The following is a 24,001-nucleotide window of genomic DNA, read 5'->3' as shown; positions in this document are numbered from 1 at the left end:
GTTCAACGATACTGTTGAGAGGCATGATTGCTGAGATTTTGGCGCTGTTGCCGGGGCGGCCGCGGCTGCTGGCTCTGGGTGAGCCGACCCACTTCGAGGACTCGCTGCTTCGCGTGCGCAACGACCTCTTCCGGGAACTCGTCGAGCGGGAGGGGTTCCAGGCGATCGCCATCGAGAGCGACTGCCTGATGGGGCTGATCGTCGACGACTATGTCGTGCACGGGATCGGCACGCTGGACGACGTCATGGCGCGGGGCTTCAGCCACGAGTTCGGCACGATGGCGGGGAATCGTGAGCTTGTGCGCTGGATGCACGCGTACAACCGCAATCGGCCGTTGACCGGGAGGGTGCGCTTCGCGGGCTTCGACGGGCCGCTGGAGATCACCGGTGGGGCGAGCCCGCGGGAGGCCCTGCTCGGGCTGCACGGCCTTCTCGCCGACAAGCCGTGCACCGTGGCGGAGCTCGACCGTCTGATCGGCGACGACGAGCGGTGGCCCGATCCGGACGCGATGATGGATCCTTCGCGGTCGGTGGGCCGGACGCCCGAGGCTCGGCAGTTGCGGTTGCTGGCCGATGAAATGGCCGCCCTGTTCGAGGCGGAGACGCCCGGGTCGGCTGAGGAGAGGGACCGGGGGCGGTTGTACGGGCGTACGGCAATCGGCCTTCTGCTTTATCACCATTGGATGGCCGATCCGTCGCCGGCGCGGTTGACCCGGGTGCTCGGCCAGCGGGCCACAATGATGGCGGCCAATCTGCTCGCCCTCGTCGAGCGGCACGGGCCGGTGATGGCTTTCGCGCAGAACAGTCATCTGCAGCGGGCCCGGAGCAGCATTCGCCTGGGCGGCCCGCTGCTGCATTGGTGGAGCGCCGGCTCGATCGCGGCCACCCGCCTGGGACCGGGTTATGCCTTCGTGGCCACCGCCCTCGGCACGATCCGCCGTCGTGGTGTGGAAACCCCGCCGGGCACAACCATCGAGGGCTTGCTGTACGACCGGACGCCCGGCCATTTCGTGGTCGATCCTCGAGAGCTGCCGGCCGACGCGGAGATGCGCGAGTCGCCCTGGTTCGGTTACGCCCCGCTCGACCCGGCCCATCTGCCGGAAATTGACGCGCTCGTCTACGTCAAGGACGCCACAATGGATCAGTGATCGGGGACGACGTCTTCGTCGAGCGGTTCCTCGCGGCGTCCGGCGGCGCGCTGCCGACCAGGCTGATCGCCTCTTGGGAGCAGGTCGTGGGCTGGTGCGAAGAGGGCTACTACGACGACGAAGATCCGAGAGCGGGTGGCGGCGCTCGACGCCCGGATGGCGGCGATTAATCATTCAGATTGAGAATCATATTTGGCCACTATGGTGGCGCCATGGCAAGTGACAGGCCGCGCACGCCGGTGGGGAGTGTGTCGTTCCGGCTCGGGGTGCTGGGGGTCGCTCAGGAGGCGCAGTTCGCGGCCCGGCTGGCCGAGCTCGGGCTCAAACCCAAGCACGTGGCCGTGCTCAGCGCGCTGCGCCTCAAGGGTGCCGAGTCGCAATGGGAGCTGTCCCAGGTCATGCGGGTCGCCCCGAGCCTCGTGGTGCTGCTGGTCGACCAGCTGGAGACGCGCGGGGCGGTGGCCCGCGTCCGTGACCCGGCCGATCGCCGCAAGCAGCAGGTGCACCTGACCGTCGAGGGCGCGCGCCTGCTCGAGGCGGCGACCGAGGTCGCGGCGCTTCTCGACGAGGAGCTGATCGCCTCGCTCAGCGCCACCGACCGGACCGCCCTGGCCCGCGTGCTCGACCGGCTCGCGGCCGGGGACGGTCTGCTCTCAAATTCATAGAAAGGCACCGCTACCGTGTGCAGGGTGACCGACACGCTGCCGATCCGCCGCCGTGAACTGACCGAGATCCTGGCCGATATCGAGAACGGCCGGTCGGCGGGCGTGCTGGTGCTCGGCATCGACGGATCGGGCAAGACGGTGCTGTTGCGCATGCTCGGCGACGACCTGCGGCAGCGCGGCCGGTCCGTCTTCCACGTCGACCTGTCGGGAGTGCGCCGGGCGTCCGAGGTGAGCAGCCGGGCGCTGGAGACCGTCGGGGCGCCGACGCTGCGATCGTCGTCGGGGGCGCCGCCCGTGTCGGAGACGATCGAGGTGTTGCGGACCGTCGAGCTGGAGCTGGAACGGCCCGTCCTGGTCTTCGACAGCCTCGACGCGGCGGTCGACCCGGCCGGTACGGCGTCGGCCCTCACCGAGCTCAGCGGCGCGCTGCCACGCTGGCAGTTCGTAATCGGCTCGCGGCCGCCGGTGACCGGGGGCCTGGAGCAGTTCGCCGCGTACACGCTGGCCCCGCTCAGCCGCGACGAGGCGGCGCTGCTGTTCCGCCGGCTGATCCAGGGCGTGGACGGGGTGGAGGCCGCGGGCGAGGCGTCGATCCGCGACTACATCGAGCGGATCATCGAGCGGGTCGTCGACGGCACCTCCGACCCCGCCAAGACCCGGTCCCTGCTCGACCGGCTCGCCCTGACCGGCGGCAGCGAACGCCTCGACGTGCTGGCCGCCCGGTCGGGTGTCCTCGAGGACGACGCGGTCCGGCTCTTCCTCAACGGGCCGGCCGGCTCGGCCGCCGGCCCGACAGTGGTCCTGCCCGACCTGGTCCGCGACGTCTATCTGGCCTGGCGGCTGGCCGGCCACCCGTTCGAGCTGGCCGACCTGCGGTTCGGCGCCGAGGACGCCGAGCGTGACGACCTGCTGGAGGAGAGCTTCGTCCTCTGGCAGAACGTCGGGTCGATCCTCAGTCAGCGCCGCTCGATCGTCGTGGGCGACCGCGGCGCCGGCAAGAGCGCGATCTTCCACAAGCTTTCCGCCGGTCAGGAGGGCGTCGAGGTCTTCCCGGTGGCCAACCCCAGCGACCTCCTGCAGCGGATCGCCGGGCCGGCCACCCACGACGCCGACACGCTGCGGGCGGCCTGGCTGGTGGTGGTGGCCGCGGTGGTGGCGGCGGCCCTGCCCGAGGACGCGCCCCGCAAGCTGCTTCAGGAAGGCGCGGAATTGCGTACGGCCGTGGGCCTGCCCAGCCGGGCGATCGGCCGCACCAAGCGGGCCCTGCGGGCCATGGCCCGCCCGTTCGGCGGCACCACCCTGCGCTTCGCCGTCGGCCCGGTCAACCTGGAGGCCGAGCTGCCGGCGGGCAGCGCGCCCAGCACCAGCACGGTCGACGTCGAGGCCTTCCTGAACGTCACCGACAAGATCCTGCGGGCCGAGAAGCGCCGGGCGGTGGTGCTCTTCGACCGGATCGACGAGCTTTTCAAGTACGACCGGGCGCGCCAGGAAGCCGTCGTGCAGGGGCTGCTTCAGGTGGAGGGGCGGATCAGCCTGCTCGACGGGCTCGACCTGGTCGTCTTCCTCCGCACCGACCTCTTCGAGCTCTACGACATCCAGGAGAAGAACAAACTGGTCTCGCGCCGGCTGGTGCTGGACTGGACCGAGGACGACTGGCTTCAGGTGCTGGTACGCCGGGTGCTGGCCAACGAGCCGCTGGGCTGGGTGGCCGAGCGGCTGCGGCTGCCGGCCGGCGGGTTCGAGACCCGTCCGGCGCTGAGCGTGCTCTTCCCGGCCACGGTCGAGGGCCGTCCGATCGACCGGTGGCTTTCTGATTCCGTACGCAATGGGAATGGTGACGTTTCGCCGCGCCTGGCGGTTCTGCTCCTTCACCTGGCGCGCGAATACTCGGCCCGGCCCCGCGACACCGTGAGCACTCTGCCGCTGTTCTCGGCGGCGGCGGTCGCCCGGGCCATGACCGAGGTGTCGGAGCTCAGCTTCTCCGAGGTGGTGAACGACTTCAAGGTGGCGTCGTCGTTCGTGCTGAACTGCCGGGCCGGCAAACGCACACTGTTCAGCCTGGGCGAGGTCGAAGGGCTCTTCGAGCCCGCGGAAGGGCCGGTCAGCGAGCAGGTACGCCTTTTGGAACGGCTCGGCTTCCTCGAGCGGGTGGTCCGCGACAACGGCGACGGCGCCCGTTCGATGTTCCGCATTCCGGAGCTTTACACCCGCTGCTGGGGGGCCTCTTAGGCGCGCGTGAAAGGCTGGCCGGCATGCGCATCACGGCCCTTTATTCGTACCCCGTCAAGGGTTGTCACCGGATCGAGCACGACGTGGCGGAGGTGGAGCCGTGGGGTCTGGCCGGCGACCGCCGCTGGCTGATGGTCGATCCGGACGGCGTCGGCATCACCCAGCGCGACACCCCTCGCCTCACCCAGCTGCGCGTTCGTCACCGCCCGGGCGGTCTGGTGCTGAGCGCGCCCGGCCGGCCCGACCTCGACATCGACGAGCCGAAAGACGGGCCGATCGAGGGTGTACGGGTGTTCCGGCGCAAGCAAGCGGTGCCCGGCCGCGTCGCCGAGAAGGAGTGGAGCAGCCGCTTTCTCGGACGCGACGCCCGGCTGGTGTGGCAGCAGGACACGCGGGGGCGGGCGCTGGAGTCGCACGCCCAGCCGGACGACCGGGTCAGCTTCGCCGACGGCTTCCCGATGCTGCTGGCCAACGAGGGGTCGCTGGCCGCGCTCAACGACTGGCTCTCGTCCGCTGCTCACGAGCCGGTTCCGATGACGCGGTTCCGGCCCAACCTGGTCGTCGGAGGCGCGCCGGCCTGGGCCGAGGATTCCTGGCTGGGTCAGCGGCTGCGGGTCGGCGACGCGACGTTCCGGGCGGCCAAGGCGTGCGCGCGCTGCCTGGTGACGACCATCGATCAGGAGACGGGGGAGAAGGGCCGGGAGCCGCTGCGGATGCTCGCCGAGCATCGCCGCTTCGACGACGGATTACTCTTTGCTATCAACCTCATTCCCGACATGTCCGGTGTGTCGATTAAGGTGGGCGATCCGGTCGACGTACTCGGACCTAACGGGTGAGGCGAGTCTTAGGAGTGTCTTAGGAAAGTTGCCGCCGCTCCGTCGAGCGTGCAGGGTCGGACGGCGTGACCGGAAGATTTCGCCTGCTGACGCCCCGCTGGCTCGCCGCCGGAGGCGCCGCCGTCCTCGCCGCCGTCCTGGGCCTGACCCTTGTTTTCCAGAACAGCGGCGCCGCCTGCGCGGCCCCGCCGTCCACGACCGCGAGCAAGGGCAAGGCGACCTACTTCTCCCTGGACGGAACGCTGGGTAACTGCTCGTTCCCGTCGGCGCCGGCCGACGACCTCTTCGTGGCGCTGGGACAGCACAACCAGTACTCGGAGGGCGCGGCCTGCGGCACGTACATCGACGTCACCGGCCCCAAGGGCTCGACCCGGGTCAAGGTGATCGATTCGTGCCCGGAGTGCCCGGCCGGCCACCTCGACCTGAGCCTCACGGCGTTCAAGAAGATCGGCGTCCAGTCGGACGGCATCATCCCGATCACGTACAAGACGGTGCCGAACGCGACCGTGCCGGGCTCGCTGTCCGTACGGGTGAAGGAAGGCTCGTCGCAGTACTGGCTGAGCGTGCTCATCGACAACCACTCGAACCAGCTGGCCTCGGTCAAAATCGCCGGCTCGGGCGGCACGTTCAAGGCGGCGACCCACGAGGACTTCAACTACTGGACGCTGCCGAGCGGCGCCGGCAAAGGCCCCTTCAAGGTCAAGGTCACCGACATCTACGGCAACTCGGTGACGCTCCCCGACATCAAGCTGGCCGAGGGCCAGACCCAGAAGACCGGCCTCAAGCTGGCCGGCGGCGTCGCCAAGAAGGTCACCGCCTCAAGCCCGGCCGCCAAGAAGAAGAAGGCCCCGGCCGCTACGAAGGCCAAGCCGTCGTCCGCCGCGCCGAAGCCGCCCGCTCCTTCATCGGCGGCGCCGCTGCTCGAGTCGACGCCCGTCGCCACCACCGAAGCCACGACGGCCCCGCCGGCCCCGGCCGCCGTCGACCTGGCCGCCGGCACGGCCTCGAAGTGCGGCTGACCTAGAGGTCGAGCCACATGTACGTCTCGTCGCGATCGTCCCCGGGCGCCAGCCGCAGAGCGCCCGGGATCCGGCCCACCTCGCGGTAGCCGAGCCCCCGATAGAACCGCTCGATGCCCAGGCCGCCGCGCACGGTGACCTGGAGGGCGTCCAGCCCCATCCGCCGCCCGAGCGCCTCGGCTTCCCGCATGAGCGCGGCCCCGTACCCCTTGCCCTGGCTCTTCGGCGCCACCATGACCCGCTTGAGCACCCGCCAGTGGCTCTTCAGTGCAAACCGGTTGTCGACGACGAAGAGCAGCGCCACCAGCTCATCCCCGTCCCTCCCGACGAGCAGCCGGTCGTAGCCGTCCGCCACCGCCTGAAACGCCGCCTCGGCCACCGGCCACACGGCGCCGGCCTCGACCGGCGCGACAAAGCCCACGGCCCCGCCGGCGTTGGTGACGTCCACCCAGAGGGCAACCGCCCGCTCTTTCAGATCCTCGGTAAGCGCCGGATCCACGACGAACTCAATTCCCATACCCACATCATCGGGGCTTCCCGGCCGTACGAACGTGTGCGCTCAGTCTCGCCCTTCACGTCTTCTTGCCGTCCGCCGTCCCCGTCCGCCGGCGCCCTCGCCCGGCCCTCCTGCCGTCGGCGTCCTCGCCCCGGCCCTCCTGCTGCCGGCGTCGTAGCGCGGGTTCTGCTGCCGCTGACCTCGTGCGGGTACTCGGGCGGCGTCGTGCCGTAGTTCCTCCTGGCGGCGTCCTCGTCCAGCTTCTCCGGTTGGCGTCGCGTCGCGGGTACGCTGCCGGCGGCTTCGCGCGGGTCTTCCGGTGCGCCGCCGACGCTCTTGCGGCCTGCGCGACGAGGTACCACGCGGATGCGGGTTCTTCAGGCGCGGCCGGCCGCCGGTGAGGCGTGCCGCGTCCTCGGGGCGCGGCCGTTACGGCGTTTCGGCTGTGGGGTCCTCTGCCGGGTGGCGGGCGAGGACGGCGGCCAGGAGAGCGACGGCGAAGGCGACGATGCCCGCCAGGGTGCAGCCATACCCGTACGTCAAGCTCAGTGACCAGAATGGCCGGATCGGCGGACCGTTCGAGAGCATTTCGGAGATCAGCGCGGCCAGCCCGACCAGCGCCTGCGGAAGCAGCAGCACGAGCGCGACCACTGACGAGAGAAGCGTGACCGCCCGGGGCGCCGCCCGCGCGAACTCGGTGCGCCGGCTCGCCCAGCCGGCCACCAGCCAGCCGATCAGCGCCCCGGCCACCAGACCCAGCGCGCCGGCCGGTCCGACGAAGCCGGGCACGAGCCGGTCGAGCCGCGCGGTGACGTAGAACGACCCGGCCGGTGTGTCGACGACGTCGGTCATGGACTCCACCTTGATCGCCAGCCCGTCCCGGGTGGCGCTGAAGGTACGCCCGGTGTCATCGATCTCGCCGGTGGCGGTCCAGGTCGGCCCGGTGATCTCGGCGTCGCCCACCTGCCAGCCCTCCTTGACCAGGCGCTCCTGAGCTTCGACGGTCCACAACCGATAGTCGCTGGGTATGAACCATTTGTCCGGGTAGATGGTCACTCCGGAGAAGCCGAAGTCCTCGGTGTGCCCCCACAGAAGCAGGTCGGCGGTGCCCCGCTCGGACACGTCGGTGAAGAGCCCGCCCCGATCCGGTTCGGCGTTCGCCCGCACCCCGGGGAAGACCGTCGCCGCGATGGCGTCCAGAGCGGCCCCGCTCGGATACTCAGGCGCTAACTCCCAGGCCACCCGCGCGGTGCCCGCCGCGCCGGCAAAGCCGCCGATCAGAGCGACCAGGACGGCGACCGCAACCACGCCTTTGCTGCCCGGCCGGCCGAGGCGGGCCCGCAGCCCGTGCCGCAGAAGATTGACCACCTCCCGCCCGCTGGGCCGCCGCCGATCCGCCGGCGCCCCCTCGAGAAGCGTGTCGAGCAGCTCCTCCCGGCGCCGCCCTTTCGGATAGGCGCGAAGAAGTACCCGGTAGCGAGCCCCGAGTTGCTGGGAGTGGTCGCGCCTCATGCGGTGGCCGGGCCGAGGTCGGGATTGATGGCGGCGTCGCCGCGACCGGGGCGGGCGGCCAGCTGGCGCCCCGCGGTGCGAACGTTCTGGGCCAGGCGTGCGACCTCGGCGTCCAGCGCGGCGACCCCGCCCACGGTGAGGCGGTAGTAGCGGCGGTCGCGGCCGTCCACCTTCTCGTCGTGGTCGACCTCGATGAGGCCTTCGGCGTGCAGCCGGTCCAGAGCCGCGTACAGCGTGCCCGCCTGCAGCTTGACCTGTCCTTCGGAGAGCGCGGCGGCCGACTGGATGATCCCGTAGCCGTGCCGGGCCTGCTGCGCGAGCGCGGTCAGGATCCAGAAGGTGGGTTCCCGCATAGCCTTCGCCATGCCGCGCAATATAAAGATGATCTGACTATGGGGTCAGCGATGGTGCGGAAGGGGGGACTTGAACCCCCACGCCCTTTCGGGCACGGGCACCTAAAACCCGCGCGGCTGCCTATTACGCCACTCCCGCTCGGCCGGCCCGGGCTACCGGACCAGCGCGTTGAAGTGATTCTAGACGGTCCGGCCGGACTTCCGGGCCCCGGTGTTCCATTGACGGAGTGAGTACTCACTCCGTACCGTGGCGGTTATGACTACGCAGCCTTCGGCTCGGCGCCGAGCGCCGGGCATGACACCCGAACAGCGCCGCGAGGCGATCGTCAACGCCGCTCTGCCCTTGGTGGCCGAGCACGGGGCCGCCGTGACCACGGCCCAGATCGCCCGCGCCGCGGGCATCGGCGAGGCCACGATCTTCCGCGTCTTCGACGACAAGGAAGCCCTGCTCGAGGCCTGCATTCTGCGGGCGCTGGACCCCGCCAACGTCCTGTCCCAGCTCCACGCCATCCCCCTCGACCAGCCGTTGGCCGACCGCCTCATCGACGCCGTCGAAGCCCTGGACGCCCACGGCGGCCGCATCGGCGCGGTGATCGGCGCCCTGCGCGCCTCCGGCATGCCCAACCGCCGCCCCCGCCCACGCAACACCGACCAACCGGCTTCAGACGCGCCCGACCACCGTCCAATCGCGGCCGCCACCGATCCGGCCGCTTCGGGCACCCATGACCGCCGTCCGATCTCGGCCGCCACCGACCCGGCCGCTTCGGGCACCCATGACCGCCGTCCACTCTCGGGCGACGCTGGCCTGGCGGGCGCGCATGCGCGTCCTCTAGCCTCGGGCGACGCCGGCCGGTCCGCTCCGGACGCCCGCGACCGCCGTTCAAGCTCGGGCGACGGTGGGCTGCGTGCCCTTTCGGCCTCGCGTGAGGAGACGCAGGCGGCTACCCGGCAGGCCGTACTGGAGCTTGTTGAACCTGACCGGGACAGCCTGCGCCTTTCCGCCGAGGCGGTGACCGACGCCTTTCTCGGTGTCATCACCGGGCGCGGCCGGGGGCCCGACCTTCCGGCGGCCGAGCTGGTCGATCTTTTCCTGTACGGGGCCCTCGCCCGCCCCTGATGCAAAGGGACGGCGGCGACGGTCACCGAGCCCGCGCGGAAGAGGCCTGGCGGACGGCGGACATGGTCACCGGGGCGGGGTCGAGGAGGGCAAGGCCGGGCCGTTCAGGCCACGGTGTCCAGTGGACTGCGGCGATGGTCGCCGGGGCGGGGGTCGAAGGGGCGAGGTCGAAGGGGCGAGGTCGGGGCCGTTCAGGCCACGGTTGTCAGGTGGACGGCGGCGATGGTCACCAGGCCGGCTCCGAAGAGGGTGATGCCGGCGGCGGCCAGGATCGGGGTCACCCTGGTGGCCCTAGTCAGCAGGGCGAACGAGCGTGAGCTGCGGGTGATCAGGGAGCTGCCGGCTACCGCGAGCACGCCTACGCCGAAGAGGACCACGGCCATGCCGGCGCCGAAGGTCAGTACCAGGAGCAGGGCGAAGCCGGCGCGGCCCAGGAACAGGCCGGTGGCCAGCACCAGGAAGGCCGCGGGGGAGGGGGTCAGGCCGCCCGAAATGCCCAGCAGCAGCAGTCCGGGGCGCCGGGAATGATCATGGCTGTGGGGATGGTCTTGAGGAGTGTCCGCGGAGTGGCCGTGGTCAAGGCCATGAGGAGTGCCGGCGGAGTGGTCCTGCGAGAGGCCGTGGGAGTGGCCCTCGGAGGGGGAGTGGGAGTGGTCCTGAGAGGGGGAGAGGGAGGGGAAGTGGGAGTGGTCCTGAGAGGGGGAGAGGGAGGGGAAGTGGGAGTGGCCCTGAGAGGGGGAGTGGGAGTGGCCATGATGATGGTGGTGGCCGCGGAGATGGCGGCGCAGCATCCAGATGCCGGTGGCCACGATCAGGGCGCCGGCGGCTACCTGTAGCCAGGTGGTCAGCTGCTCCATGCGTACGAAATCGGAGAGTGACAAGAAGGTCCAGGCTATGCCGATGACCAGGACCGAGAACGTGTGCATGGCCGCCACGGAACCGCCGAGCCAGGCGGCGTCGCGGATGCGGCCCTTCGAGCCGGCCAGGTAGGCGGCGGCCAAGGTTTTGCCGTGGCCGGGGGCTACCGCGTGACCGGCGCCGGCCAGGAAGGCGATGAGGAACGCCAGCGGTGTCACGCCCGGCGTGTGGATGAGGTCCTGCATCCGGTCGGACAGGACAGAAGCGTCGATCATGCGGGCACCGCCCGGCGGCGGCGCTTCAGGAGGACGAGCGCGGTCGCGATGATGACCAGGACGGCGCCGAGGACCGCCGCCAGCTGGGTGAAGGCGCTGTTGTCCGGGTGAGCGCCCACCAGCGTCCACGAGTGGGTGTCGTTGCCGTCCTCGTAGGCGTACCGCTGGCCCTCGGGGCCGGTCGCCAGCGTGCGGTAGGCCGGGTTGAGGTCGGTCAGCATGCGCACCGCGACCGTCGCCGACGTCACCGGGGACGGGCAGGTGAACGACGCCGTGGCGCCCTTGAGCGCCAGCGCCTCGATCGGCTGCCGGACCTGGCCGGCGCACTCGCGCGTACCGTCGGTGACCGCGATCTGCCGCAGGAAGTAGTCGGCGAACTTCGACGACGCGCCCACGACGCCCGGGTCGGTGTAGCGGTAGTCGACGTTGCCGTCGGCCTTCCTCCGCTCCGGGGGCAGGAGTCCCAGCTCCACGCCGAGCAGGGTCAGATCGTCCGGGCCGCCGACCCGCCACTTCACGTGGACGACCGCTGGCTGCTGCTCGTCGAACGAGATGGACACCGTCTGCGGATCACCGAAGGGGTGGGCCGCGGCCGGGGACGGCGCGGCCACCGCGATCCCGGCCACGGCCAGGGTCACCAGGACGCGTGAGCTGTACAAAAACACGCCATGCAGTCTGGCCACCATTAGTGATCTTGAAGAGTCGCCGACATGAACAACTCCTGGTCAGTGGGTGTGAGGGAGCCGGGTCCGGCGATCTCGGGTAGACACTGGCGCATGCGACGACGCGACTTCGGCGGGCCGGACGATCTGATCAGAATGCAGCGGGCCGTGCAGCGGGGGTGGGCGCCGGGCGCTCAGTGGCACATCGGTGACCTGGCCTGGCAGTGGAACTCCGGGCTGAACTCATGGCGGGTCGCGCTCTGGGAGGACGGCGACGGCGAGGTTCGCGCCTGGGGACGGGTCGACGGCGACGGCCATCTCGACTTCCACGCCGAGGACGGGCTGGCCGATGAGGTTCTGGCCTGGGCCGACCCGCTCACTGTCACGGTCCGTGACGATGGTCCGGCGCCGCTCTTTCGGCACTGCGTCCGCGAGCTCGACGATCTCGAGACGCCGAAACTTCCCAGCGGCTATTCGGTACGGACGGTGCGCGGCGAGGAGGAAGCCGGCGCCCGGGCCGCCGTGCATCGCGCGGCCTGGCAGCCCGCGCGGATCGGTGAGCTCCTGGTTCCGGCGGTCGCGTTGAGCGGTGAGTCACGCGTCACCACTGAGCGATATCGGGACGTGATGGGCTCATGGCCGTACCGGACGGAACTGGATCTTGTAGTGGAAGGGCCGGGCGGCGATCTGGTGGCGTTCGCGCTCGGCTGGCTCGACGAGGTCAACCGGGTCGGTGAGCTGGAGCCGGTCGGCACCCACCCGGATCATGCCCGCCGTGGGCTGGGGGCCGCGGTCAGCCTGGCCTGCCTGCACGCGATGCGCGAGGCCGGCGCGACCCGGGCCGTCGTTCATCCGCGCGGCGACGACGCCTACCCCGTGCCGGGTCGCCTCTACCGGGGGCTGGGCTTTCGGCCGGTCGCCGGATACAGCACGGCGGCCGCCTCGCGAATCAAAGCCGCGTGACAGCCGCCGTGGGACAGGGGACCTCTGGCCGGTCGCCCTCAAGAATCGGCAGGAACCTGCAGGACTGAAGTATTTGTCAGTCGATTGCGAGATCGCGGCGGAGCTTGGCGACGTGGCCGGTGGCCTTGACGTTGTAGAGCGCGCGCTCGATCTTGCCGTCCTCGTCGATCACGAACGTGGAGCGGATCACGCCCATGACCTTCTTGCCGTAGTTCATCTTCTCGCCGAACGCGCCGTACGCGGTCAGAACGCTCTTGTCCTCGTCGCTGACCAGCGGGAAAGTGATGGCGTCGCGCTCGCGGAACTTGGCCAGCTTGGCCGGAGCGTCGGGCGAGATGCCGACGACCTCGTAACCGGCGGCCTGCAGCGAGCCCAGCGAGTCGCGGAAGTCGCACGCCTGGGTCGTGCAGCCCGGCGTCATGGCGGCCGGGTAGACGTACAGGATGACCTTGCGCCCGCGCAGGTCGGACAGGGTCAGCCGGTCGCCGTTGTCGGTGGGCAGCGAGAACTCGGGGGCGGCGTCGCCGGCGGAGAGTCGGTCAGTCATGCTGCGACGATAGTCCGGCCGGGTTGCGCGGCCGGCAGGGCGGCGCGCAGCCGCAGCACGCCGGTCAGGGCCAGCCCGGCGCCCACCCCGATGGCCAGGGCGACGGCCGCGCGGGTGACGACGGCGGGACCGGCCGCCGGCAGCACCGCCGCGTCGAACACGCCCACCGAGTTGAAGCCGCCGAACAGCGCCACCACCGCCCCGGCCAGCGCCAGGAAGAAGGGCGGATGCCGGTAGGCGGCGGCCACCCCGATGAGCCCGGCCAGCACCAGGACGGGCGACGGGCTTCCGCCGTCGAGGGCGGTCGTCACGGCGTACAGCAGAGGGCTCAAACCCGCGACCAGCGCGAGCGGCCGCACCGAGCCGGACCAGCGGCGAGCCAGGGCCACCGTGACCAGGCCGGCGAGGCCGGCGCCGAGCCACCACAGCCAGGCGCGTGGCGGCGGCTCCCAGTCGAGGGTGCCGCGCAGCTCGAACGGGCGGACCTGCTCGCGCAGCGGCACCACCCAGTCGCGCAGGCGATGGGCGCGCGAGGGATCGGCCCGCGCCTGCGGCGGCAGACCGGGGCTGAGCCAGTGGGTGCGCTGATCGTGCCAGCGCACGGTGGTCGAGGAGGAGATCTTGCGCCAGGTGGGGGCCGAGGTCGGGTCGGCGTACGCGGGTACGGGCGTGTCGCCGGTGACGGTCTCGTTGAGGTACGCGGCCGGGGAGCTCGTGTTCTGGTACGTGCCGTCGGGCCGGACGTCGAGGTAGGGCTCGCCGGAATAGCCCAGCACCTCGACCGAGTGACCGGTCTCGTTGCTCAGCTCGAGCCGGGCGCCGGCCTCGACCGTACGGACCGTCAAGCCCTTCTCCGGCGTGCTGATCCCGGTGATCGCGGTCCGGTACGCCGTCGCGTCGGGCGTGTCGCCGGCGTGCGCGAACGCGGGCGTGGCCGGCGCCACGAACATCAGGACGCCGGCCATGATCATCGCTTGGCGGATCACCCCTCGGCGGCCTGCACAGCCTGCTCGAACACGGCCGTCGTGGGCAGCGTCTTGTTCGGCCCCTCGACCTGCTTGCCGTTCACCACGATCGTCGGCGTGCCGTTGTAGCCGCGCGAGGCGAACGTGTCGGTCACCTTGGTCATCCAGTTGTCGTACGTCTTGTCGTTCACCGCGGTCTCGAAGCTCGACCCGAGACCGACCGACTTGCCCAGCTCGATCAGCTTGGCGTCGGTGAGGCCGGAGCTGCCCTCCTCGGGCTGGTTGGCGTAGAGCACGTCGTGGTACTCGGTGAACTTGCCGTCCACGGCGGCGGCGGCCGCCGCCCCGCCGGACCGGGTCGAGTACTTGGTGCCGTTCGACGCGTCGTCGAGGATCGCCACCGGGTGGTAGCGAACGGTCACCCGCTTGTCGGTGACCATCTGCTTGATCGTGGGGCCGGTCTGCTGCTCGAACGAGTTGCAGATCGGGCACATGAAGTCCTCGTACAGGTCGACGGTGACCGGGCCCGTCCCGACCGCGAAGGCCGTGCCGTCGTCGACCGCCACGCTCGGCGTGGTCACCTGGGAGGCATCGGTCTTCTTGTTCTGGTTGGCCAGTACGCCCCAGCCGATGCCGCCGGCGATCACCAGCACCGCCACGACCGCCACGGTCGTCCAGATGGTGACCTTGCGGCGTCTCTCGGCCGCCTTCTGCGCCTCGACGATCTTGCGCGCCTGCGCGCTCTTCCGGTCTCTGTCGCCCTTGCTCATCTCTCCCCCAACAACAGGCCGTCGAGCGAAAACTTCGTCCGCGGTTTCCACAGCAGGATTCCGGCCAGGACGAGGAAGCCCACGTCACGCAGGATGTCCAGTCCGTATTCCGCGGTCCGCCCGCCGGTCAGCTCCCCGCCCTTGCTGAAGCAACCACAGTCGATCTGCAGCCCTCGCGCCCAGGCCGAGACGATGCCCCCGATGAAGATCACCAGCAGGACGGCCGCGATGGCCGCGCTCAGCCGGGTGGCGATGCCGATCAACAACAGCAGGCCCAGCGCGATCTCCAGGAACGGCTGCACGGCGCCGACCACCTTGGCGGTCTCCCACGACATCAGGTCGTACGCGTTCACGGCGCGCCCCGAGGCGGCCAGGTCGGTCACCTTGAGTCCACCGGAGATCAGGAAGACCGCCGCCAGGCCGAGCCGCGCGAGGGTGGAGATCCAGGGCCAGGCTGCCGTCAGCCGGGACGGCCGCTGCTTCAAGTCCATGGTCACCCCACTTAGTCGATGCCACTGTCCCGCCGGTTCCCCCCATTTTGCTGGGGTTCCGCTGGGAAAAAGCTGACTAGACGGCGCGAGCCTCGGCCACAGCGGTCACGAGCTCGTCCCGCGCCCGGGCCACCCGGGAGCGGATCGTGCCCACCGGAACATCCTCCACCTGCGCGGCTTCGGCGTAGGAGAGTCCAAGGACCTGTGTGAGCACGAACGCGGTGCGGCGCTCGTCACTGAGCCGGCCCAGAAGGTCGGCGGTGGTCAGCCGGTGGGCCGGATCGGGCGACGGCTGATCGGTCCACGCCTGCGCGGCCAGCCGCACGTCGAGCCGGCGCCGGCGCACGACCGCGCGCAGGTGGTCGGCGCAGGTGCGGCGGGCGATGCCGAGCAGCCAGGTGCGGACGCTGGAGCGGCCCTCGAACGCCTTGAGGGCCTTGAACGCCCGCAGGAACGTCTCCTGGGTGAGGTCGTCGGCGGCGCCCGGGTCGACCAGGGCCGCGCAGAACCGCCACACCTCGGCCTGGGTGGCCCGGACGAACGCCGCCTGGGCGGCGGGATCGCCGGCGCGGGCAAGCTCGGTCGTCTCCTCCAGGCCGTCCATGGCGGTCATCGTACGCGGAAAGGAGTCTTTCGATGTCTCCTCCCACCCGCCAGTGGGCGTTCAGGTTGAGATCGGGCAGCATGTCGGGGTGACTAATCGGCGGCGCATGCGCGTGTACGGGGCTCTAGCCGGTCTGCTGGTCGGGTTCTTCGCGGTCCTGCTGGGGCCGGCCGCGCCCGCGAGCGCGCACGCGGCCCTGGTCAACAGCGATCCCGCAAACGGCACGATCGTGCCCGACGCGCCGAACAAGGTGACGCTCACCTTCAGCGAGTCCGTCCAGCTGCTCTCCGGCAAGATCCAGGTGCTGGCGCCGGACAGCAGCCGGGCCGACCAGGGCGAGCCGACCGTCGACGGCGGCACGGTGACGATCCCGCTGCGCTCGGGCGGCGGCCGGGGCACGTACCTCGTCAGTTACCGCGTCATCTCGGCCGACAGCCACCCGGTCGGCGGCAGCATCACCTTCTCCGTCGGCGCCGCCTCGACGCCGCCCTCGGCCACTGTCGACGAAACCAAGGTCAATTCGGTCGTACGGGCTCTCATCCCGGTCGGCAAATACCTCGGGTACGCGGGATTGGTGCTCCTCGTCGGCCCGGTGCTGGTGCTGGCGCTGCTCTGGCCGCACCGGCTCAGCCGCCGCGGGCCGGCCCGGCTCATCTGGACCGGCGTCGGGCTGATCACCGCGAGCACATTGATGGCGCTCTGGCTCCAGGCGCCGTACTCGACCGGCTCCACGCTCTTCGACGTGCGCGTCGGCGACCTGCGCGACGTGCTCGGCAGCACCTTCGGCGCGGTCATGCTGGTCCGCCTCGGCGTCATCTGCGCGGCCGCCCTGCTGCTCCGGCCACTGCTGCGCGGCCGGGGCAACGAGTCCAAGGCCGACCTCGCCCTGCTCGGCGTGCTGGGCGTGGCCGCGCTGGCGACCTGGCCGCTGACCGGCCACCCGACCGCCTCCCCGGTGGCCGGCGTGTCGGTGGTGGTCGACGCCATCCACCTGGCCGCCATGGCGGTCTGGCTCGGCGGGCTGGTCATGCTCGTCGCGTTCCTGCTGCCGCGGGCGGACGAGCGGGAGCTCGGGGCGATCCTGCCGATCTGGTCCCGCTGGGCGGCGACAGCGGTGAGCGCGCTGATCATCGCGGGCGTCGTGCAGGCGCTGATCGAGGTGGCGTCGCTCAAGGGGCTGGTCGACAGCACGTACGGCCAATTGATCCTGGTCAAGGTGGCGCTCGCGGCAGTGGTGCTCGGTGTGGCGTGGTGGTCCCGTCGCCTCGTACGGTCGAAATCGGCCGAGGCTGAACCGCGCGGCCTGCGGAAGATCGTCATCGCCGAGCTCGCCATCACCGCGGTGATCCTCGGCGTCACGTCGGCCCTGGTGCAGATCTCGCCGCCGCGCACGGCCGAGGCGGCCTCGTCGGCCGACACGAACACGACGGTGACGAAGACCCTGACCGACCCGAAGATGGCCGTCCAGATCGACATCTTCCCGGCCCAGGTCGGCAACAATTCGATTCACCTGTACGCCTTCACGCCCGACAACAAGCCGCTGACGGTTGTCGAGTGGAAGGCGACGGCGGCGCTCCCGTCGAAGGGCATCGAGGGCATCGAGATCCCGCTGCTGCGGATCACCGACTTCCACGCGGTCGGCGACATCGCCCTGCCCCAGCCCGGCGAGTGGACTTTCAAGATCACGGCCCGCACCAGCGACATCGACCAGTCGACGCTGACCACCACGGCCACCATCAACTGATTTTTTCCGGCCCGGTTCCCGCTTTTGCCGGGGGCCGGGCTTTTTCGTGCTAGTGATTCGCGGCTGTTTGACCACTTTAGGGGTATTTGGCTCTGTATGGTCGGCGCAGTTAGTGCTGATACAGGGGGAGAAGCTGATGCGGGTGTTCCGCACCATCCTCGGGATGCTGCTGCTGGCCATCGGCCTGCCGTCGCTGCTCGCCGGCGCCGGCCTCTGGGCCGCCATGCAACACCGCGACCCCGGCGGCGCCTTCAGCGGCGAACTGCAACGGCTGTCCACACCCGGCTACGCCTTCGTGGTCCCGGACGTCGACCGCCTGCTGCGCGCCGACGCCTCCTTCACCCGGGTCGGCGACACCCAGCTGCGCCTGCGAGCCGACACCCAGGGCGGCCCGGCCTTCATCGGACTGGCCCCCACGGCCGAGGTCCAGCGCTACCTGAGCGGCGTGCCGTTCTCGGTGATCCGCACGGTCGACATCGGCACGGGAGCCCTGCCGGTGGCGACGAACTTCAACCGCGGCCGTACGGCGCCGGCCACGCCCCCGAACCGCAACGACTTCTGGACCAGAAGCGGCCTGGGCCAGGTGTCCTGGACTCCCGGGGAGGTGACAGGAGGCCCGTACAGCCTGGTCGTGATGTCACCGGCGGCCCGCCCCGGCCTCCAGTTGACGGCGACGGCCGAACTCCGCCCCGGCTGGCTTAACTCGAGCACGTGGGGCCTGCTCACCATGGGCACCCTCCTGCTGATGACCGGCCTGATCACCCTGGCCTGGCCCACCCGCCGCCGCGAGATCGTCTACGTGGTGGAGCCCAGCCAGGTCCCGGCCCTGATGGCCGCGATCGGCGCACCGATGCCCACGGCGGCGCTGGCCGCCCCCCGCCCCGGCGCCCACCGCCCGCGAACGCTGGCGGACGCACAGAAGCGGCGTCCCGCGGCTCTGCCCCCGGCGCCCGACTGGCCGCCGTCGGGTGAGCCGGTCATGGCGCTTTCGACCCTCCCGTCCGCTGTTTCCCCTTCGTCGGTTTCCCCGGCGGTGGTCGCTGCGATCCCCGGTGCGGAGACGCGGGGGCGTGAGGTCGCCGCCCCCTCGAACAGCGGTACTGACCCCTCCGGAGGCGCCGCGATCGGCGGTGGTCCGGCTGGGGCCGTAGCCACCGATGCTCGCACTCCAGGCCAGGCGCCGCCTTCCGCCACGGGCTCGGTCCCCGCTTCAGCTTCGGCGGCTCCTGCTTCGGCCCCGGCGGGCGTTGCTTCGGCTTCGATGGTCCCCGCTTCAGCTTCGGCGGTTCCGGCTTCAGCTTCGGCGGTTCCGGCTTCAGCTTCCACGGTTCCGGCTTCAGCTTCCACGGTTCCGGCTTCAGCTTCCACGGTCCCGGCTTCGGCTTCGGCGGTTTCCGCCTCGGCTTCCGCGGTCCCGGCTTCGGCGGTTTCCGCCTCGGCTTCGGCGGTCTCCGCTTGGGCGCCGGCGGGGCCTGGGTCGGCGCCGCAGGGCCGGCAGCCGGCCGAACCGCCCTCCGCCGCGGAGTACGCGGCCGCCACGGCGATCCCCGCGCGGGCCCCACGCCCGAACAGCCAGCGGACCCCCGCCCCGGGCGAGCCGCTGAGCTTCATCGGCGCACACTCCGCCGCCGGCCCGATCTCGCTCCCCCTGGGCGATCCGCCGGCGACACCCGACCCGCTGTTCGGCGGCCGCCCCGAACGGGGAACCCGCCGTCACACGACCACCCCCACCGACATCCCGATGTTCCGGGCGTCCGCCGTCGGAGCCTGGGTAGCCGAAACGGCCCCCGCCCGAGCCCGCGAAGCCGAAGCCCAGGCGGCAGCCCGGGTAGCCGAAGCGGCCCGCCGCCGAGCCGCCGCCGCGCAGAGCGCCCCTTCCGACCCGGCCTCGGCCCCGGAAACCGCAGCCCTCACCAATCCGGAACCAGCCGGTTCCCGTTTGATGACCAGCGCCGACCTTCCCACTGCGTCTCCAGCGACCCACACCTCGCCCGGCACCCTTAGCGCCGAGCCGAGCACCGACGCCGAGCGGGCTACCACCGCCGGGCCGGCTGCTGACGCCGAGCGGATCACCGACGCCGGGTCGACTGCCGACGCCGGGCGGATCACCGACGCCGGGTCGACTGCCGACGCCGAGCGGATCACCGACGCCGGGTCGACTGCTGACGCCGGACCGACTGCCGGCGCCGAGCTGGCCGCAGAGGCCGAACTGGTGGGCGCCGAGCCGGGTGAGGGCGCCGGGCCGGAACTGTCCACCTCACGGTCGACCTCGGATTCTGGCCCGCGTTCGGCTGCGCCGCCTCGTCGCGCCGCCGGCACCAAGCCTTCCCCACGCCCCACCCGGAACCTGGCCGAAGCCGGTACCGGCAGCCCGGCCACCTCGACCAGCCCTGCGCCGTCGGCGTCCGCCGTCGCGCCCACGGGTGCGGGTTCGACCGAATCGACGTCGGATGCACCAATCTCCGTCGACGCCGTGGCGGCAGCCTATGCCGCCGGCGCCGCGGACGCTCGGGCCTTCCGCGCCGATGCGCCTGATCCGGAAGCCACTGGGGCATCGCCGGCGAACGCGGCGGCCGTCGCCGACCGTGACCTCGCCACTAGTTCCGCCCGCCCCGACGCGCAGCGTGACCCGCGCATGGCGGGCCAGCGAGTCTCAGTAGTCACCGGCCCGAAGGCCACCGACTGGACCGCAACTGGCCCTCGCCGATCCCAGCCACCGCGCGTCGGCCGCCAATCCCCGCCGAAGAGCCATCCCTCCCCGAACGGCGATCCCTCCCCGAACGGCGATCCCTCCCTGAACGGCGATCCTGCCGCGAGCAACCGTCCTTCCGCGAGCAGCCGTCCTTCTGTGAGTAGCCGTCCTTCCGTGAGCAGCCATCCTTCCGCGAGCGGCCGTCCTTCCTTGAGCGGTAGCGCTTCCGCGAGCGGTGGTCCTTCCCTGGGCGGCAGTGTCTCCGTGGCCGGCGGTGTCTCCGCGAGTGGCAGTCCCTCCGCGAGTGGCAGTCCCTCCGCGAGTGGCAGTCCCTCCGCGATCGGCAGCGCCTCCGTCCAAGGGCGGCCCTCGCCGGTGCCTTCGCCGGTCGGGTTTGTGGCGGCGGGATCGGATGATGAGGCCATGTCGGCTGTGAAGCAGAGTGTGGCTTCTTCCGCTGGTGGGGCTCGCTCGCTCAAGCGCGAAGCGCCGGCGAACTCCGCGTCGCATGGCGGCTTGCCGACCGGTGGCGGGGCTCACCACGGCAGTGATGTTGATCGCCGAGAGGGCGTCGATTCTGGCGTTCGGGGCGATTCGGCCGTACATCTTGAACCGGTCGTTGCGGTTGACCCGGCTGCGCTGGGGAAGGTGACGACTTCGGGTGATGGCGCGGAAGCGGAGAGCTTCGGCGGGGAGCCCGGAACGACTGGATCCGGCGGCGCCGGCGGGACGGCTCGCGACATCGAGCCGGCCGCCGCGACGACGCGGGCACGGTCCACCAAGCGTTACTCGGAGTCGGCCACCCCATCCGCCAGTGGGGGCCGGCCGACCGTGGAGGCCGGCACCGAGGCCGTCGGCGAAAGCCAGGGCCCGGTGCCGGTTTTCCCGCCGCTCGCGAAGAGCGACATCGCGGGTTCGGTTCCTGTCTCCGCCGAGCCGCCGGCGAATGGTGAGCGCGTAGAGGCTGACGCGGCGGGTGCTGAAAGCGGGGCCAACGGCGATCTCTCTGCGGCGTCTCAGTCGAATGTCTTCAGCGGTGTGCGGCCGACCGGGACCACAGCTCCGGCTCCACCGCGGCCCTCGGTGCCCCGGCCGCCCGTACCGTCGCGGCCGATCGTTCCTTCACCCACGCGTCCCTCTCCCTCTCCTTCTGATGAGGGTGTGCTGCCCGCCGGGCCGGTTGAGGAACGGCTCGCCGAGCAGATCAAGCCGGTCGCAGCGACCCCGATCGCTGAGCCGGTGACCGATCCGACCGCCGCACCGAGCTCCGAGCCGTCCGGGACGCCGATCGCCGAGCCGGCCAAGGCGCCGATCTCCGAGTCGGCTGAGCCGGTTGTGAGGCCGATCGCCGAGCCGGCCAGCCGGCCGGTCGCGGCGCCGATCTCCGGCTCGGCGGGGGCGCGGAACTCCGAGTCGGCGGGAGTGCCGATCTCTGGGTTGGCTGGGCCGGCCGGGATGCCGGGTGCCGAGCCGGCCAACGGGCCGGTCAGAGAGCTGGTCAAAGAGCCGGTCAACGGGCTGGCCGACGGGCCGGTCAAAGAGCCGGTCAACGGGCTGGCTGACGGGCCGGTCAAAGAGCCGGTCAACGGGCTGGCCGACGGGCCGGTCAAAGAGCCGGTCAACGCGCAGGTGGCGGAGTCGGCGTCCGGCTCGGCCGCTGAGCCGGGTGTGGCTTCGATCCCTGAGTCGGGTGCTGAGCCTGTCGCGGGGTCGGCTGAAGGTGGGCTGTCGGGTGACGCTGAGGAAGCGAAGCCGCGGTCCTCGGGCCGGCGGCCGGCTGAGGGTGGGCTGCTGGCGCAGGCGCAGGGGCGGATCGAAGGCGGGCTGACCTCGACGTTCGCCGGGCGCCTGCCGGGGAACGGGTCCGGCCGGCCCGCGCCGGTTGCCTGGCGGCGGGCTGCGGAGAGCGTGGCCGCGCGGGCTGCGGAGAGCGTGGCTGCGCGGGCTTCGGAGGGTGTGGCCGCGCGGGCTTCGGAGGGTGTGGCCGCGCGGGCTGCGGAGAGCGTGGCTGCGCGGGCTTCGGAGGGTGTGGCTGCGCGAGCTGCGGAGGGCGTGGCTGCGCAGGCCGTGGAGGGCGTGGCTGCGAAGGGTGTGGCTGCGCGCGCGGCGGGCAGCGTGGCCGCGAGTGCGGCGGCAGCCGCTGAGGAGGGCGGGAACGGCGAGGTCGGCGGCCGGGCGGCCGGGTCGGGTGCCGAGCGGCGCGGTGCGGCGAGCCGGCCTGCTTCCGCGCGGGCCTCTCGGAGCCGGGCCGTACGGGCGAGCGTGCCGGAACCCGAACCGTCGATGGCTGCGGACGTCGAGGATGCCACGCCGGCCACGAGCGGCAAGACGGCGCGGGCCGCCAAGACGGCCAGGACCGCGGCCAAGGCGGCCACTCCGGCGAAGAGCGCGGCGGGGGAGGCCAAGCCGGCGAAAACCGCCAAGCCCAAGCAGGCGCCGGCCAAGGCGCCGGCCAAGCCCGCAAAACCTAGGCAGGCGCAGGTCAAGCCGGTTCGGCAGCCTGATGTTCCGGTGCGGACCAGCACCGGCGCCATTCCCGCCGGGAGCGGCACCCCGACCGGATGGCTGGCCGCCTACCAGAAGGAGGCCGCCGAGCTGCTTGCCGCCTCGGGGCAGCGTCGCCGCCGTCGCACCACCGCCACCCCGGCCGAGCAGACCGTCGAGGGTACGGAGTCGACTCGCCGCCGGCGCTCTTCCGGCGAGGACTGACCTGCTTGTCCCGTATGACGAAGGCCGCTCCGATGACGGGGCGGCCTTCGTCGTACACCCGAAAGGGCCCTCCGCGCTGCCGACGCGGAAGGCCCTTTACCGGGGGAACGGAGTAACCGAAGGGGGGCTTCGTCCGTTAAGACCATTTTAGCCCCAACTAGTGGTATGTGGGAAGTCATCGCCTGAAAGCGGACATTCGTGCCGGTCGTGCCCGGACGGGTGGCTGGGAAACGCGCCGCAGCGGTTCGGGGGGTTGCGGCGTACGCTGTTCGGGTGGCGGATCTTCTGGTGTGGATCGATTGTGAGATGACCGGCCTCGATCTGGGCAAGGACAAGCTCATCGAGGTGGCGGCCCTGGTCACCGATCCCGACCTCAACGTGCTCGGCGACGGCGTCGACCTGGTCATTCACGCCGACGACGCGGCGCTCGACGCGATGCCGCCGGTGGTCCGGGACATGCATGCCAAGTCGGGGCTGACCGAAGAGGTACGGGCGTCGGCGATCACGATGGCGGAGGCCGAGGAGGCCGTACTCGCGTACGTACGCCAATTCGTTCCGAATCCCCGCACAGCGCCCCTCTGCGGCAATTCGATCGCGACCGACCGCGGCTTCCTGGCCCGCGACATGCCGGCGCTCGACGACTTCCTGCACTACCGCATGATCGACGTCTCCTCGATCAAGGAGCTGTGCCGCCGCTGGTACCCGCGGGTGTACTTCGGCCAGCCGGCCAAGGGCCTCGCCCACCGGGCGCTCGCCGACATCCGCGAGAGCATTCGAGAGCTCGAGTACTACCGCCGTACGATCTTCGTCCCGCTGCCCGGCCCGGACGTGGAGACCGCGAAGTCGATCGCCGCCGAGCTGTAAGAGGTGTCACCCGGGCGTGCCCGGTAACCCGCTCGACGAGCCCCGTGGGGATTCGGCTATGATTGCTCGGCACCACGGGGAACGCTCCCGTGCGCGATGGTGGTCGTAGCTCAGCTGGTAGAGCACCGGGTTGTGGTCCCGGGGGTCGCGGGTTCAAGTCCCGTCGATCACCCCATAGTAAGTCCAGGTCAGAGGGTTAGTCCGAGTCACGGGCTAGCCCTCTTGCCGTCAGGTGTCCGATTCTGCGAGCGGGCCGGAAGCCGTGCTCCCAGCGAGAGCGGACGTACGCCCCAGGCGGTACGGCCGAGGGTGCGTCAAGCACCGGGGCCGCCGGTGCCGAGGAGGGCGCCGCTCGTGCCCGGTGAGCGTCAAGCCACCGGGGCATGAAGGCCTCCAAGCCTGGTGTGTGGCGTCTTGGCAGCTCCACTACACCGTTGGAGGCCTTCATCTGGTCACCGGATCGAAGCCCCGGGGTTTCGGGG

At 71.2% G+C, this 24,001-nt stretch carries 23 protein-coding genes and 2 tRNA genes; 12 read left to right on the top strand and 13 right to left on the bottom strand.

The window, feature by feature from the left end; all coding sequences use genetic code 11:
• Positions 1–23: 23 nt before the first annotated feature.
• The 6 genes from ACGFJ7_RS08485 to ACGFJ7_RS08460 all read left to right on the top strand — a co-directional run bounded on the left by ACGFJ7_RS08485 (position 24) and on the right by ACGFJ7_RS08460 (position 5,897).
• The gene (locus tag ACGFJ7_RS08485) at positions 24–1,148 is read left to right on the top strand and encodes an erythromycin esterase family protein (protein ID WP_360244473.1); all 1,125 of its coding nucleotides are present in this window, start codon (positions 24–26) and stop codon (positions 1,146–1,148) included.
• Positions 1,145–1,318 carry a hypothetical protein gene (locus tag ACGFJ7_RS08480; protein ID WP_360244470.1) on the top strand — a complete coding sequence of 58 codons (174 nt, stop codon included), beginning with the start codon at positions 1,145–1,147 and terminating at the stop codon, positions 1,316–1,318. The genes ACGFJ7_RS08485 and ACGFJ7_RS08480 overlap by 4 nt, the downstream gene beginning before the upstream one ends.
• 42 nt (positions 1,319–1,360) lie before the next feature.
• Positions 1,361–1,813: a MarR family transcriptional regulator gene (locus ACGFJ7_RS08475; protein WP_360244467.1), complete on the top strand. Its 453-nt coding sequence runs from the start codon at positions 1,361–1,363 to the stop codon at positions 1,811–1,813.
• A 24-nt stretch (positions 1,814–1,837) separates the two neighbouring features.
• Positions 1,838–4,042 carry a P-loop ATPase, Sll1717 family gene (locus ACGFJ7_RS08470; RefSeq protein ID WP_392641590.1) on the top strand — a complete coding sequence of 735 codons (2,205 nt, stop codon included), beginning with the start codon at positions 1,838–1,840 and terminating at the stop codon, positions 4,040–4,042.
• Between the two features lie 23 nt (positions 4,043–4,065).
• Positions 4,066–4,878 carry an MOSC N-terminal beta barrel domain-containing protein gene (locus ACGFJ7_RS08465; RefSeq protein WP_360244461.1) on the top strand — a complete coding sequence of 271 codons (813 nt, stop codon included), beginning with the start codon at positions 4,066–4,068 and terminating at the stop codon, positions 4,876–4,878.
• A 65-nt stretch (positions 4,879–4,943) separates the two neighbouring features.
• Entirely contained in the window at positions 4,944–5,897 is a 954-nt protein-coding gene (locus ACGFJ7_RS08460; protein ID WP_392641587.1) for an expansin EXLX1 family cellulose-binding protein, read from the top strand.
• A gap of 1 nt (position 5,898) precedes the next feature.
• On the opposite strand, the gene ACGFJ7_RS08455 is transcribed toward ACGFJ7_RS08460, so the two are convergent.
• From ACGFJ7_RS08455 to ACGFJ7_RS08440, 4 genes are all read right to left on the bottom strand, one after another.
• Positions 5,899–6,414, bottom strand: coding sequence for a GNAT family N-acetyltransferase (locus ACGFJ7_RS08455; protein WP_360244455.1), 516 nt, complete (start codon positions 6,412–6,414; stop codon positions 5,899–5,901).
• Positions 6,415–6,822: 408 nt separating this feature from the next.
• Positions 6,823–7,905: a hypothetical protein gene (locus tag ACGFJ7_RS08450; RefSeq protein WP_392641585.1), complete on the bottom strand. Its 1,083-nt coding sequence runs from the start codon at positions 7,903–7,905 to the stop codon at positions 6,823–6,825.
• Positions 7,902–8,270, bottom strand: coding sequence for a PadR family transcriptional regulator (locus ACGFJ7_RS08445; protein WP_392641583.1), 369 nt, complete (start codon positions 8,268–8,270; stop codon positions 7,902–7,904). The genes ACGFJ7_RS08450 and ACGFJ7_RS08445 overlap by 4 nt, the downstream gene beginning before the upstream one ends.
• Positions 8,271–8,310: 40 nt before the next feature.
• A tRNA-Leu gene (locus ACGFJ7_RS08440) sits at positions 8,311–8,397 on the bottom strand.
• Between the two features lie 117 nt (positions 8,398–8,514).
• Between ACGFJ7_RS08440 and ACGFJ7_RS08435 the strand changes: the two genes are divergently transcribed.
• A complete protein-coding gene (locus ACGFJ7_RS08435; RefSeq protein WP_392641581.1) occupies positions 8,515–9,375 on the top strand; it encodes a TetR/AcrR family transcriptional regulator in 861 nt (286 codons plus the stop codon).
• 191 nt (positions 9,376–9,566) lie between these two features.
• Here ACGFJ7_RS08435 and ACGFJ7_RS08430 read toward each other — a convergent pair whose 3' ends face one another.
• Together ACGFJ7_RS08430 and ACGFJ7_RS08425 are read right to left on the bottom strand one after the other, a co-directional pair.
• The gene (locus ACGFJ7_RS08430) at positions 9,567–10,508 is read right to left on the bottom strand and encodes a cobalt transporter (RefSeq protein WP_392641579.1); all 942 of its coding nucleotides are present in this window, start codon (positions 10,506–10,508) and stop codon (positions 9,567–9,569) included.
• A complete protein-coding gene (locus ACGFJ7_RS08425) occupies positions 10,505–11,173 on the bottom strand; it encodes a hypothetical protein (RefSeq protein WP_360244439.1) in 669 nt (222 codons plus the stop codon). The genes ACGFJ7_RS08430 and ACGFJ7_RS08425 overlap by 4 nt, the downstream gene beginning before the upstream one ends.
• Before the next feature lie 111 nt (positions 11,174–11,284).
• On the opposite strand from ACGFJ7_RS08425, the gene ACGFJ7_RS08420 reads away from it, so the two are divergent.
• On the top strand, positions 11,285–12,133 hold the full coding sequence (locus ACGFJ7_RS08420; protein ID WP_360244436.1) for a GNAT family N-acetyltransferase: 849 nt from the start codon (positions 11,285–11,287) through the stop codon (positions 12,131–12,133).
• A 76-nt stretch (positions 12,134–12,209) separates the two neighbouring features.
• Here ACGFJ7_RS08420 and bcp read toward each other — a convergent pair whose 3' ends face one another.
• The 5 genes from bcp to ACGFJ7_RS08395 all read right to left on the bottom strand — a co-directional run bounded on the left by bcp (position 12,210) and on the right by ACGFJ7_RS08395 (position 15,519).
• Positions 12,210–12,680 (bottom strand): thioredoxin-dependent thiol peroxidase, encoded by a 471-nt coding sequence (gene bcp / locus ACGFJ7_RS08415; protein WP_360244433.1) that lies wholly within the window; start codon positions 12,678–12,680, stop codon positions 12,210–12,212.
• Positions 12,677–13,666 carry a hypothetical protein gene (locus ACGFJ7_RS08410; RefSeq protein ID WP_360244430.1) on the bottom strand — a complete coding sequence of 330 codons (990 nt, stop codon included), beginning with the start codon at positions 13,664–13,666 and terminating at the stop codon, positions 12,677–12,679. Before ACGFJ7_RS08410 ends, bcp begins: the two co-directional genes overlap by 4 nt.
• Positions 13,663–14,415: a DsbA family protein gene (locus ACGFJ7_RS08405; RefSeq protein WP_360244427.1), complete on the bottom strand. Its 753-nt coding sequence runs from the start codon at positions 14,413–14,415 to the stop codon at positions 13,663–13,665. The genes ACGFJ7_RS08410 and ACGFJ7_RS08405 overlap by 4 nt, the downstream gene beginning before the upstream one ends.
• Positions 14,412–14,906 carry a MauE/DoxX family redox-associated membrane protein gene (locus ACGFJ7_RS08400; RefSeq protein ID WP_360244424.1) on the bottom strand — a complete coding sequence of 165 codons (495 nt, stop codon included), beginning with the start codon at positions 14,904–14,906 and terminating at the stop codon, positions 14,412–14,414. The genes ACGFJ7_RS08405 and ACGFJ7_RS08400 overlap by 4 nt, the downstream gene beginning before the upstream one ends.
• A 76-nt stretch (positions 14,907–14,982) precedes the next feature.
• The gene (locus ACGFJ7_RS08395) at positions 14,983–15,519 is read right to left on the bottom strand and encodes a sigma-70 family RNA polymerase sigma factor (RefSeq protein WP_392641576.1); all 537 of its coding nucleotides are present in this window, start codon (positions 15,517–15,519) and stop codon (positions 14,983–14,985) included.
• A gap of 97 nt (positions 15,520–15,616) precedes the next feature.
• Between ACGFJ7_RS08395 and ACGFJ7_RS08390 the strand changes: the two genes are divergently transcribed.
• Positions 15,617–17,254 carry a copper resistance protein CopC gene (locus tag ACGFJ7_RS08390; RefSeq protein WP_360246496.1) on the top strand — a complete coding sequence of 546 codons (1,638 nt, stop codon included), beginning with the start codon at positions 15,617–15,619 and terminating at the stop codon, positions 17,252–17,254.
• Between the two features lie 432 nt (positions 17,255–17,686).
• Here ACGFJ7_RS08390 and ACGFJ7_RS08385 read toward each other — a convergent pair whose 3' ends face one another.
• Both ACGFJ7_RS08385 and ACGFJ7_RS08380 read right to left on the bottom strand, forming a co-directional pair.
• Entirely contained in the window at positions 17,687–17,980 is a 294-nt protein-coding gene (locus ACGFJ7_RS08385) for a hypothetical protein (RefSeq protein ID WP_360244418.1), read from the bottom strand.
• Positions 17,981–18,049: 69 nt separating this feature from the next.
• Positions 18,050–18,865 carry a hypothetical protein gene (locus tag ACGFJ7_RS08380; RefSeq protein ID WP_392641574.1) on the bottom strand — a complete coding sequence of 272 codons (816 nt, stop codon included), beginning with the start codon at positions 18,863–18,865 and terminating at the stop codon, positions 18,050–18,052.
• A gap of 1,504 nt (positions 18,866–20,369) precedes the next feature.
• Here ACGFJ7_RS08380 and ACGFJ7_RS08375 point away from each other — a divergent pair.
• The 3 genes from ACGFJ7_RS08375 to ACGFJ7_RS08365 all read left to right on the top strand — a co-directional run bounded on the left by ACGFJ7_RS08375 (position 20,370) and on the right by ACGFJ7_RS08365 (position 23,694).
• The gene (locus tag ACGFJ7_RS08375) at positions 20,370–22,655 is read left to right on the top strand and encodes a hypothetical protein (protein ID WP_392641573.1); all 2,286 of its coding nucleotides are present in this window, start codon (positions 20,370–20,372) and stop codon (positions 22,653–22,655) included.
• 273 nt (positions 22,656–22,928) lie between these two features.
• Complete coding sequence (gene orn / locus ACGFJ7_RS08370) at positions 22,929–23,519, top strand: oligoribonuclease (RefSeq protein ID WP_392641571.1); 591 nt, start codon at positions 22,929–22,931, stop codon at positions 23,517–23,519.
• A gap of 99 nt (positions 23,520–23,618) precedes the next feature.
• Positions 23,619–23,694 (top strand) — tRNA-His (locus tag ACGFJ7_RS08365).
• Positions 23,695–24,001 lie beyond the last annotated feature (307 nt).

It is taken from the genome of Actinoplanes sp. NPDC048988 (genome assembly GCF_043197815.1).
In the GTDB taxonomy this organism is placed as follows: Bacteria; Actinomycetota; Actinomycetes; order Mycobacteriales; family Micromonosporaceae; genus Actinoplanes.
Note: the sequence above shows the minus strand (reverse complement) of the source record. Positions and strands in the feature narration are given on the sequence as shown.

Excerpts from the sequence above, each read along its gene's own strand:
- ACGFJ7_RS08485 (WP_360244473.1), top strand. The coding sequence starts at position 24 with ATGATTGCTGAGATTTTGGCGCTGTTGCCGGGGCGGCCGCGGCTGCTG.
- ACGFJ7_RS08475 (WP_360244467.1), top strand. The coding sequence starts at position 1,361 with ATGGCAAGTGACAGGCCGCGCACGCCGGTGGGGAGTGTGTCGTTCCGG.
- ACGFJ7_RS08465 (WP_360244461.1), top strand. The coding sequence starts at position 4,066 with ATGCGCATCACGGCCCTTTATTCGTACCCCGTCAAGGGTTGTCACCGG.
- ACGFJ7_RS08455 (WP_360244455.1), bottom strand. The coding sequence starts at position 6,414 with ATGGGAATTGAGTTCGTCGTGGATCCGGCGCTTACCGAGGATCTGAAA.
- ACGFJ7_RS08450 (WP_392641585.1), bottom strand. The coding sequence starts at position 7,905 with ATGAGGCGCGACCACTCCCAGCAACTCGGGGCTCGCTACCGGGTACTT.
- ACGFJ7_RS08445 (WP_392641583.1), bottom strand. The coding sequence starts at position 8,270 with ATGGCGAAGGCTATGCGGGAACCCACCTTCTGGATCCTGACCGCGCTC.
- ACGFJ7_RS08435 (WP_392641581.1), top strand. The coding sequence starts at position 8,515 with ATGACTACGCAGCCTTCGGCTCGGCGCCGAGCGCCGGGCATGACACCC.
- ACGFJ7_RS08430 (WP_392641579.1), bottom strand. The coding sequence starts at position 10,508 with ATGATCGACGCTTCTGTCCTGTCCGACCGGATGCAGGACCTCATCCAC.
- ACGFJ7_RS08420 (WP_360244436.1), top strand. The coding sequence starts at position 11,285 with ATGCGACGACGCGACTTCGGCGGGCCGGACGATCTGATCAGAATGCAG.
- bcp (WP_360244433.1), bottom strand. The coding sequence starts at position 12,680 with ATGACTGACCGACTCTCCGCCGGCGACGCCGCCCCCGAGTTCTCGCTG.
- ACGFJ7_RS08405 (WP_360244427.1), bottom strand. The coding sequence starts at position 14,415 with ATGAGCAAGGGCGACAGAGACCGGAAGAGCGCGCAGGCGCGCAAGATC.
- ACGFJ7_RS08400 (WP_360244424.1), bottom strand. The coding sequence starts at position 14,906 with ATGGACTTGAAGCAGCGGCCGTCCCGGCTGACGGCAGCCTGGCCCTGG.
- ACGFJ7_RS08395 (WP_392641576.1), bottom strand. The coding sequence starts at position 15,519 with ATGACCGCCATGGACGGCCTGGAGGAGACGACCGAGCTTGCCCGCGCC.
- ACGFJ7_RS08390 (WP_360246496.1), top strand. The coding sequence starts at position 15,617 with ATGCGCGTGTACGGGGCTCTAGCCGGTCTGCTGGTCGGGTTCTTCGCG.
- ACGFJ7_RS08380 (WP_392641574.1), bottom strand. The coding sequence starts at position 18,865 with ATGAAGCTCAGCGGCTCGCCCGGGGCGGGGGTCCGCTGGCTGTTCGGG.
- ACGFJ7_RS08375 (WP_392641573.1), top strand. The coding sequence starts at position 20,370 with ATGTCGGCTGTGAAGCAGAGTGTGGCTTCTTCCGCTGGTGGGGCTCGC.